The organism is Candidatus Caccoplasma merdavium, assembly GCA_018715595.1.
Lineage (GTDB): Bacteria > Bacteroidota > Bacteroidia > Bacteroidales > UBA11471 > Caccoplasma > Caccoplasma merdavium.
The window spans coordinates 25,436-35,889 of sequence record DVLI01000014.1 but is presented as its reverse complement, the minus strand read 5'-3'; the positions used below and the strand labels follow the sequence as shown (position 1 = coordinate 35,889).

7 protein-coding genes are annotated in these 10,454 nt (G+C 51.2%); 2 read left to right on the top strand and 5 right to left on the bottom strand.

Annotation, left to right across the window (positions count from 1 at the left end; all coding sequences use genetic code 11):
- Window positions 1–4: 4 nt before the first annotated feature.
- Complete coding sequence (locus tag IAD09_04520) at window positions 5–535, bottom strand: RNA methyltransferase (protein ID HIT81487.1); 531 nt, start codon at window positions 533–535, stop codon at window positions 5–7.
- 593 nt (window positions 536–1,128) lie between these two features.
- Between IAD09_04520 and nadA the strand changes: the two genes are divergently transcribed.
- A complete protein-coding gene (nadA, locus tag IAD09_04515) occupies window positions 1,129–2,106 on the top strand; it encodes a quinolinate synthase NadA (protein HIT81486.1) in 978 nt (325 codons plus the stop codon).
- A 186-nt stretch (window positions 2,107–2,292) separates the two neighbouring features.
- Here nadA and IAD09_04510 read toward each other — a convergent pair whose 3' ends face one another.
- Together IAD09_04510 and IAD09_04505 are read right to left on the bottom strand one after the other, a co-directional pair.
- Complete coding sequence (locus tag IAD09_04510; protein HIT81485.1) at window positions 2,293–2,901, bottom strand: polysaccharide deacetylase family protein; 609 nt, start codon at window positions 2,899–2,901, stop codon at window positions 2,293–2,295.
- Window positions 2,902–3,046: 145 nt separating this feature from the next.
- Window positions 3,047–6,301: a DUF2723 domain-containing protein gene (locus tag IAD09_04505; protein HIT81484.1), complete on the bottom strand. Its 3,255-nt coding sequence runs from the start codon at window positions 6,299–6,301 to the stop codon at window positions 3,047–3,049.
- Window positions 6,302–6,506: 205 nt separating this feature from the next.
- Here IAD09_04505 and IAD09_04500 point away from each other — a divergent pair, with 205 nt between their 5' ends.
- Window positions 6,507–7,517 (top strand): NAD(P)-dependent oxidoreductase, encoded by a 1,011-nt coding sequence (locus IAD09_04500; GenBank protein HIT81483.1) that lies wholly within the window; start codon window positions 6,507–6,509, stop codon window positions 7,515–7,517.
- A gap of 49 nt (window positions 7,518–7,566) precedes the next feature.
- On the opposite strand, the gene IAD09_04495 is transcribed toward IAD09_04500, so the two are convergent.
- Both IAD09_04495 and IAD09_04490 read right to left on the bottom strand, forming a co-directional pair.
- The gene (locus IAD09_04495; protein HIT81482.1) at window positions 7,567–9,876 is read right to left on the bottom strand and encodes a hypothetical protein; all 2,310 of its coding nucleotides are present in this window, start codon (window positions 9,874–9,876) and stop codon (window positions 7,567–7,569) included.
- Complete coding sequence (locus IAD09_04490) at window positions 9,873–10,454, bottom strand: non-canonical purine NTP diphosphatase (protein HIT81481.1); 582 nt, start codon at window positions 10,452–10,454, stop codon at window positions 9,873–9,875. The genes IAD09_04495 and IAD09_04490 overlap by 4 nt, the downstream gene beginning before the upstream one ends.

Here is a 10,454-nt window from a genome sequence, read left to right as displayed (position 1 = left end):
ATTATCAAGAAAAGAGTTGTTTGAAAAAGTCCCATATCACCAGTCCGGCCGTAACCGAAACATTGAGGGAGTGTTTGGTTCCGTACTGCGGTATTTCGAGGCAGGCGTCGCACTTGTCAACAACACCTTGTTGCACCCCTTTCACCTCATTACCCAAGACAACGGCATATTTCTTATCGGACGAAAGCGAGAGTTTTTCGAGTGACACGCTTCCCTCGACCTGCTCCACGGCATAGACATAATATCCTTGCGCGTGAAGTTCATCGACAAGGGTCACAGCATCGGCGGCATAATGCCATTCGACACTCTCTTCGGCACCCAAAGCCGTCTTGTGTATCTCGGGGTGCGGCGGTGTGGAGGTTATGCCGCACAGGTAAATGGCCGATACCCTGAACGCATCGCTCGTGCGAAAAACCGAACCTACATTATTGAGACTGCGCACGTTATCGAGCACCACAACCAAAGGTATCTTGTCGGCAGCCTTAAATTCTTCGACCGTAATGCGTTGCATGTCGAGAATACTCTTCTTTTTCATCTTCTATATTTTTCTATCTTTTCCAAAGATACGAAATATCTCCCACTTACTCTCTTCACTCCTGTCCCAAAACCACGGTTCTTTATCAACAACAAAAACTCATTTACCTCATAACATATTATAATCAAGACAATTAACATGTTTATTTCACACAAGAAATCATTTTTCATTTTTAAGTATATAAAGGAAGACGAAATAACTTGTCGATAAGTGTTGAAAAACTGTGCATAAAAAACTTCAAAAAAAAGATAGAAAAAACGCACGCAATCCGAAAACTGTGTTATACCAATCGTCAGATGAAATCTCCAAAAAATAAACTCCCTTTTTTTCTCAGAAATATGAGGGTACAAATAAAACGCCATATACCATGTATATGAAAGAAAATTCATAACTTTGCCCGTTGTAAACCGATGTGGAATAAATCCATAATTGGCTCTATATAAGAGAAAAATAGCGTTTGTAACTTCTTTATAACTGCATAACGGCATTTCATAACCGAAAAAGCAAATAATTAGAAAAAAAGTTACGAGCATTATCAACAGGATAATATCATCAGCATAAAATCTTCTTTAAAGAAAAAATTAAATTATAATATGATGAATGTTTGTCACCCTACTCCATCGATGTCGAACCAACAATCTTTGATTGAAGAAATCGACCGTCTGCGTAAAGAGAAAAACGCCGTGATTCTTGCCCACTATTACCAGTGCAACGAAATACAAGACGTGGCCGATTATGTAGGCGACAGCCTGGCGTTGGCCCAATGGGCGGCCAAGACCGATGCCGATGTGATTGTGATGTGCGGTGTGCACTTCATGGGCGAGACGGCCAAGATATTGTGTCCCGACAAGAAGGTACTGGTTCCCGACATGGAGGCCGGCTGTTCGTTGGCCGACAGTTGTCCGGTCGATGAGTTCGCCCGTTTTGTCGAAGCTCACCCCGGTTACACGGTCATCTCCTATGTAAACACATCAGCTGCCGTGAAAGCTTATACCGATGTGGTGGTGACATCGACCAACGCCCGTCAGATTGTGGAGAGTTTCCCGAAAGATGAGAAAATCATTTTTGGCCCCGACCGTAACTTGGGCAACTACATCAACGGCATCACGGGTCGTGAGATGTTGTTGTGGAACGGTGCCTGCCATGTGCACGAGCAATTTTCGGTGGCCAAAATTCTGGAACTGAAAAAGCAGTATCCCGATGCCGATGTGCTGGCTCACCCCGAATGCAAGGCCGTATTGCTGAAATTGGCCGACAAGGTGGGCTCTACGGCCGCTCTGCTGAAACATGCCGTGAAATCGGACAAGAAACGCTTTATCGTGGCTACCGAGTCGGGTATCCTGCATGAGATGCAGAAACAGTGTCCCGACAAGGAGTTCATTCCCGCTCCTCCCGAAGACAGCACCTGTGCCTGCAACGAATGCAACTACATGCGCCTGAACACGCTCGAAAAACTGAGAGACTGCCTGCGCGACGAGACCCCCGAAATTGTCGTAGACAAGAACGTTGCCGAGCGTGCCATACGTCCCATACAGCGCATGCTCGACATATCGGCACAATTGGGTTTGTAAAAGAATTTATTGTCTATCGTGATAACAGAAAAGCAGTGATAACACATTATCACTGCTTTTTTTATGATTGAGCAAAGAAATATAATTAAGGTTTAGTGTACTTTACTTTAAAAAAATCATTTCTTGGTCAGAAAAAATATGTTTGAAAATTTACTTTCTATATATAGGTTACAAATATAGTAAAAATCAAAGAAGTGCAAACTTGTATCCTTGTTCTTTTATCCATTCGATGGATTTGGGCAGGGCATAGCGCAGATTTTTCTGTCCTTTCAACGAGTCGTGGAAGACGATGATGGAACCGTTGCGGGTATATTTCTTCACGTTGTTGAACACCTGTTCGCCGCTCAGTTTTTTGCTGTAATCGCGGGTGACCACGTCCCACATGATGATTTTGTATTTCTGCCTCAGTTCGTGAGCCTGGCCGAAACACATGTGCCCGTGTGGCGGGCGGAACAGCGCACTTTGAATCAGTTCGTTGGCGGCATCGACATTGCGCACATAATCCTTGATGGAGTATTTCATGCCCTGAATGTGATTCATCGTGTGATTGCCCGTGTGGTGTCCGCGTTTGAGAATCTCGGCATAGAGTTCGGTATTGCGGGCCACGTTTTCGCCTACACAGAAGAAAGTGGCTTTCACTTGGTAGTAGTCGAGCAGATTGAGTACCCAAGGTGTGATTTCAGGTACCGGTCCGTCGTCGAAGGTGAGATATATGGTCTTTTCTTTGCAGGGAAGTCTCCATATCGTTTCGGGAAACATCATGCGATAGAAAAGCGGAGGGCGTTCTATGAACATAGTTACAGCGTGTCTCGGTTTGTGTTATAAGGTAGATGTTGTTTTTGTCGATAATGCTGCATGGCTTCTTGTCATAAGTAAAAAAATAAAAAAACTCTCTGCTTTGCGGCAGAGAGTTTTTTGAGAAGGGAGTATGATTCAAGAATCAGCTGTTGGCATTCATTTTCAGGTATCGGTTGATGTTTGCACCGGCAATGGAGGCTTTTTCGAGGTATCTTTTACCGCTCTCTTCATCACCGAAACGATAGAACATGGGGATAACCTGTTCGACCAGAGCTCTCTCGTTGTAGATATAGTCGCGTTGTACCGAGCGTCTCTTGTTCTCGCTGAGGGAGTTTATCCATGTAATGTATTCCAGGGCGCTGTCTCCGATTTTCGTGAGCAGGGCTTTGCCTTTTTCGTTTTGACCCAGGTAATAGTAGTCCATGGCCAATTGCAACGACAAGTAATTGTGAGGTACGGCACTGTCGGGTATTTTCTCCATGCAATAGTCGAGAGCTTTCAAGGCTTTCTCTTCTTTGCCCTCTTGCATGAGTTGGTCGATGAGGTCGATGAACATGATGCGGTAGGAGTAGCACATGCGTCGAATGGTTTCGTCGAGGTAGATGTCGGGATTGGTGTCGATGCCACCCCATACGAACTTGTTCATGACGTTGTCATACATCTCTTCGCTGTCGACCTGGTAGCGGCCTTGGTTCGAGGGGAGATCCACGGGAACAATCTTGTAGGCCATACCGGTGCGCATGAAGTATTTGTCGGTTTCGGAGAAGAGCGACGGGTCGACGGTCGAGGCAAAATAGATGGGTCGTTTCCAGCCTTGCTCGGCATTGGTGCTGAGCATGTCGATGATGGCCAGCTCGTTGAGCATGAGAGAATTTTTGTTGCTGAACGAGAGGTCCATGCGGTCGACGATTTTGTCTTCGTAACCTTTGGGCACGATACCCGACTTGGCTATTTTCTCCTTGTCGATGTCGATATAGAGCTCACCGGTGGGCAGGTGGTTGATGTTTCCATATCCGGGAATGTTTTTGGTTCTTTCCGAGTCGGAGAGGAAATATTCCATGGCTGCTTTTACCGATACGGGATAGTCGACACGGTCGAGAATGTAGGCATATTCGCGTTTCTTGTTGCCATATTGGCTCTCCTTCATCGAGATGGGGAGCGGTTCTGACTCATACGCTTGCGACTTCATTTGCGACACATACCAGTCGGTTTGCAGGTAAGAGAGGTTGCACACGCGCACGTCGGTGCGATAACCTTCGGTTTCCTGGGCATACCACAAGGGGAAGGTATCGTTGTCGCCGTTGGTGAAGATGATACCGTTCTCGTCGACCGAGGTGATGTAGTTCTTGCCGAAGTCACGGCAGGTGTAGCGTCCCGAACGGTCGTGGTCGTCCCACGTCTGGCTTACCATTTGCAACGGCACGATGAGCGACACGACGGTGGCTAAGGAAGCTGCGACGGTGGGGTTGATTTTCTTCGCTAACAGTTTGTAGATGGCGGCTACGCCGAGTCCTATCCAGATGGCAAACGCGTAGAACGAACCGGCATAGGCGTAGTCACGTTCGCGCGGCTGGTAAGGAGTCTGGTTGAGGTAGATGACAATGGCCAGTCCCGTCATGAAGAAGAGGAAGAAGACCACCCAGAAGCTTTCGATGCCTTTTTTGCCGGAATAGAGTTGGAAGAAGAGGCCCAGCAGGCCCAGCAGCAGGGGCATCATGAAGAATACGTTGCGGCCTTTGTTTTCTTTCAGGTCGGTAGGGAGAAGCGTCTGGTCACCCACCAGGAACTTGTCGATGAAGTTGAAACCGGTAATCCAGTTTCCGTATGCGGCATCGCCATTGCCTTGAATGTCGTTCTGACGACCGGCAAAGTTCCACATGAAGTAACGCCAATACATGAAGTTGACTTGGTAGTCGATGAAGAAACGCATGTTCTCGACGAAGGTCGGCTTGCGTGTCACGCGACCGTTAACCCGCACGTTTTTCCCCTTGAAGTTCGACCACTCCTTGTAGGCGCCGATGTGGCGGCTGTCGGGGCTATACATGCGGGGGAAGAACATGCAGAGTTCGGGGGTGTAGATGTAGTTGCGTTTGTGGTCGATGATTTCATAGCGGTCGGGTTCATCTTCCGATGTCTTGATGACGCGGGCCCATATCGGTGCCCCTTCTTCATAGAGGGGAACACCGTCTTTCCGTTCCACGTCGGCCACGAAGGTCTGTCCGTAGAAGAGCGGGCGGTCGCCGTATTGTTCGCGGTTGAGGTAGCTGCCCAAGGCAAAAACATCTTCGGGAGAGTTTTGGTCCATGGGGGTGTTGGCCGACGAACGTATGACGATGATGGCATAGGAGGAGTATCCGATGAAGATGACCAGCACCGACACCAGTATCATGTTGAGCAGGCGTATGGGCAACTCTTTCTTGTAGAAGAGGAAGAAGGCCAACGCCAGCGATATGAGTATGCCGATGAATATTTTGCTGCTGATGAAGGGCAGTCCCACCAATATCACACTGATGAGGAACGAGAAGCGCAAGCGGTTGATGTTGTCTTGCTTGTAGGTTTCATAGATGCCCCAGGTGATGCAGGCGATGACGACGAAGAAGTAGACAATGACACCCGAGTTGAAGGGCATACCTAACACGTTGACACACAACAGTTCGGCCCAACCGGCCACTTTTACGAATCCCGGTACGAGACCGTAGAGCAGGAACACGATGCCGGCGAAGGAGAGCAGCAGGGCAATGATGGCTCCTTTTGTGGTGGGGTTGGAAAACTTGCGGAAGTAATAGACCAGCACCAGTGCAGGAATGGTAAGCAGGTTGAGCAGGTGCACGGCGATGGAAATACCTATGACGTAGGCAATGAGTATGATGTAACGGTCGGAATGCGGACGGTCGGCTATGTCTTCCCATTTGAGAATGAGCCAGAATACCAGTGCCGTGCAGAACGACGAGTAGGCATAGACTTCGCCCTCGACGGCCGAGAACCAGAAGGTGTCGCTCCATGCGTAGGCCAGTGCGCCCACGGCGCCGCAACCGAGAATCACAATCATTTGGGACAGTGACATTTCACTGTCTTCCCGCACGATGATTTTGCGGGTGAGGTGGGTAATGGTCCAGAAGAGCAGCAATATGGTGGCTGCGCTGAACAGTCCCGACATGAGGTTGATCATGTAGGCGACCTGCGAGGGGTCCGATGCAAAATTGGCAAAGAAGCGGCCGGTGAGCATGAAAATGGGGTTTCCCGGCGGGTGTCCCACTTCGAGTTTGTAGGCCGACGAGATGAATTCTCCGCAATCCCAGAAGCTCGCCGTCGGTTCGAGCGTGAGGATATACGTCACGGCGGCAATCACAAAGACCACCCAACCGCAAATGTTGTTCAATAATTGGTATTGTTTCATAATGAAATGATAGTGAAATATCAGATGCCGTGAAAAATAACAGGCGCAAATATAGGAAAAGTCGGCCATTAATCTTTTTAAAAGATGGTAATTATCATCGAACTGTGTCTATTATCAAACGAAAAATTATAAAAAAGCGCTTTTCCGACACGCTGTATCGATAAATCGTCGTACTTTTAACCGCAGATTTTTTCTATTCGGAGCCATGCAGAAACGTGTCTTGATAACAGGTGCCGGTGGGTTCATCGGTGGTTTTCTTGTCGAAGAGTCCTTGCGTCGCGGGTATGAGACATGGGCGGGGGTGCGCCCTTCGACCAGTCGGGCTTATCTGAGTGACGAGCGCATACACTTCGTCAATCTTTCTTTCGCCCGTAAGGAAGAACTCAAAAAAGAACTTCTCCGGCAGGTTTCGGAGCTCGGCCGGTGGGATATTGTCATTCACAACCTGGGGGTTACCAAGTGCAGGGACGGCCGCGATTTTGAAAGGATAAACTACGGGTATGTGAAAAATTTTGCCGAGGCTTTGATAGAGACCGATACGGTTCCCGACCAGTTTATCCTGATGAGCAGCCTGGGAGCCTGGGGCGCCGGTGATGAACGCGACTACACCCCGATACGTCCCGACGATGTGCCCCACCCCGACACGCTCTATGGCCGCAGCAAGTTGCATGCCGAGGAGTTTTTGCGGTCGCTGCCCGATTTCCCGTATGTCTTTATGCGTCCCACCGGGGTATATGGCCCCCGGGAGAGGGATTATTACCTGATGATGAAGAGTATCAAGGCGGGGTTTGACTTCTCGGTCGGTTACCGGCGTCAGCTGCTCACGTTCATTTATGTCAAGGATTTGGTGAAGGCGGTTTTCCTGGCGGTCGACAAAGGGGTGAAGCGACGGGGCTATTTCCTCTCCGATGGCGATGTCTATACTTCGTCGCAATTCCGTCGTCATGTGGCGCGGGAGTTGCACAAGCGGGTGGTCGTGCCGGTGCGTGTTCCCCTGTTTCTGCTCAAAGCCGTTTGCTACACCGTGGGTTTTCTGGCGGGGCTGGTCGGTGCGTCGAGTACGCTCAACCGCGACAAGTACCGCATCATGAAACAGCGCAACTGGGTGTGCGATACGACGGCCGCGCGCGAGGAGCTCGGTTTTGTGCCCGACTATCGGCTCGACCGGGGTGTGGCCGAGGCCGTGGCGTGGTACAAGCGCGAAGGGTGGCTTTGATTTTTCCGGAAATTTTTTCTTTTTACCGGGGGGAAAACCCAAGGAAGGTTTACCGCACGACGGCAAATTTTGCGACGATTCCCTCTCCCCCGTTGTCGACCGATGCGAAGACGAGATAGATGCCGCTGCGCAGACGGTCACCGCTGCGGGTGAGCCCGTTCCACACGAGTTGTCCGCCGGTCGAGTAGTTTTGATAGATGAGGTTTCCGGCCGTGTCGGTGATTTTCACGAGGGAATTTTCCTGCAAGCCGGTGATGGTGATGGAGCCTTCGTAGTCGGGTCGTACCGGGTTGGGGAACACATAGACGTCGGAATAGTCGCTTTGCGGTTCGGTGGCTTCGGCCCGGAAAGAGGCAAGACCGCCTTCGGTGGCAAAGAACACCTCTCCCGTCTCGGGGTGCACGGCAATGTCGTAGATGTTGTCGGAGGGGAGCGGTGAGTTGTCGGCCGTGAAATGATAGATGGTTTCCTGCCCGTCTTTGGAGACGAGATAGGCGCCCGAGTTGCGGGTGCCGAACCATTTGCGGTCGGCGCCGTCGATGGCGATGGTCTGTATCGTTTCGTCGTTGAGCAGGTAGTCGGCGAGGTTGGTGCCGTCGTTGCGGGCTATCTTTATGCGGTTGCAGGTGAAGTTGCTGCCGGCGAAGTTGTCGGGACGGGTGATGATGATGGGGCCGCGGTTGGTGGCTATCCACAGTTGGCCTTCCCGGTCTTCGGCCATGTCGTAGAAGATGTTTCCGTCGATACCTTCGCCGTTCTGGTCGGTGAAGGTGGTGAATTTGCGGGTCTGGTCGTCGGAGGTCTCCTCGGTGCCGTTGTCATTGAAGGCGAAGACGAAGGAGTTGTAGGCGGGGCACACCACCCATTTGGCCGAGGATTTCTCGGGAATGAGTATCTGGCTCAGGTTGCGCTGGTTTTTCAACTCGTCATAGTCGAGCCGGTACCAGGTTTCATCGCGGCGCATGACCGAGAGACCGCTCTCTTCGTTGAAGGTGATGACGTAGAGTTTCTTATCTTTGTCAAACGCGGTGTATCCGGCTTTATAGGCCCAGTTCGAGGCGTTGCCGATGGTGCTGTTTTCGTCGTTCCAACGGGTGTCGTAACTGTTGTTCTTGAAGCGGTAGAGCCCCTCGAACCAGCTACCCACATAGAAGGTGTTTTTATCGTCGGGGTCGATGGTGACGTTGTAAAGGTTGCCCCATGTGTAATCGGGGTGTTTCGAAGTGGGTACCTCCGAGGGGAAGATGTTTGTCCAGGTGCCGTTTTCGAGTATCGAGATGTATCCTTCGATGTCTTGTTCGTCATTGAGGTAACCCACGCCTGCCGTGGCCACATATACGCGGCCGTGGTCGATGGTGAGCGAGAAGGGGTCGTAAACCTTCTGATAGGCGTTGCAGGGTATTTCGAGTTCTTGTGCAAGAACGGCCGATGCGTCGTATTTCAGGGCGGCCACCGATTCGTTGTCGATTATCCACAAGCGGTTCTGGCGGTTGTTCCCGGTTACGTCGGCGGGAGCATGTCCGCTGTCGTCGAACCGGATATGGGAGGTGAGTTGCAGGTTGTTGTCGTAGAGATAGGCTTCGTTGTCGTTGGTAAACAGGAGCAGACGTTCGTCGTGTGTCTCTATTTTCAGGGTTCGGTTGTCGGACATGAACAGGGTGGTGGTTTCGTCGCCGTTGCCGAGGTGGTAGAGGTTGCCGTTCTGATGCAGCAGGAACAGACCGTCGGCGAAGGGCCGTATCTGCGTGATGTAGGAGTTTCGGAGTTTTTCCCAGCTGTTGATGTCATAGGGTATGCCGTCGACCCGGCAGCGGTAGAGCGAGTAGTCGGCCCGTATGCAGTAGAGGTAATCGCCCCGTCGGGCGGCCGTGCGTATCTTTTCGTTGAAGGTGTAGGTGGTCTTTATCTCTTTTTTGTCGTTGTTGAGCACGACGATGCCGAAGTCGGTGGCCAGATAGGTCTCGTCGCCGTAGAAAGAGATGTCGTTGATGCCCTTGGCCGTGAGAGAAGCGTTCTTGATGTAGGGCAGGTTGTAGGCCCGTTCGTTGGCCATGTCGATGAGGTCGATGTTGCTGTTGTCGTAGATGACGACCAGCATGTCGTTCTCGTCTTGCGAGGCGATGCGGGCGATGCGGTTGTCGGAGAGAATGTTCAGCCGCGAGAGTTCTCGCATCTCCCTGTCGACCTTGCCGTAGGAAAACAGGGAGTTGTCGGCGAGGAAAAATATTTTTTCGGAACCTTCGCATATCTGTTTGGGGGTGCGGAAAGAGGCGTGGATTTCCCACTCTCCCACCGGCTGAATGGCGCCGGCCGACAGGAATCCGATGCAGGCAAGCAGTATGAGCAGGAGTTTTTTCATGAGTTTGCGAGGAGGAAGTCGGCCAGTTTCTTCATGGCACGGGCGCGGTGGCTGATGGCGTTTTTCTGTGTTTCACTCATCTCGGCAAACGTGAGGGTTTCGCCTTCGGGCAGGAAGATGGGGTCGTAGCCGAATCCGCCTTTTCCCCTGCGTTCTTCGAGAATCTGCCCTTTGATTTCTCCTTCGAAGGTGTATTCCCGGTTGCCGATGACAAGGGCGGCCACGGTGCGGAAACGGGCCGAGCGGTCGCTCGCCCCCTGCATGAGGGAGAGCACCTTGTCCATGTTTTTTTCGGAGTTGTGGGCTTCGCCCGAGAAGCGGGCCGAGAAGACGCCGGGGGCACCGCCGAGGGCGGTTATTTCGAGGCCCGAGTCGTCGGCAAAGCAGTCGTAGCCGTATTTTTCCTTGATGTAGCGGGCTTTGATGAGGGCATTGCCTTCGAAGGTGTCGGCCGTCTCTTCGATGTCGTCGTGGCAACCGATTTGTTCGAGGCTGAGAATGTCGAACGTGTCGCCCACGATGTTTCGCACTTCGTCGAGTTTATGGGCGTTGTTGGTGGCAAATACAAGTTGTTTCAT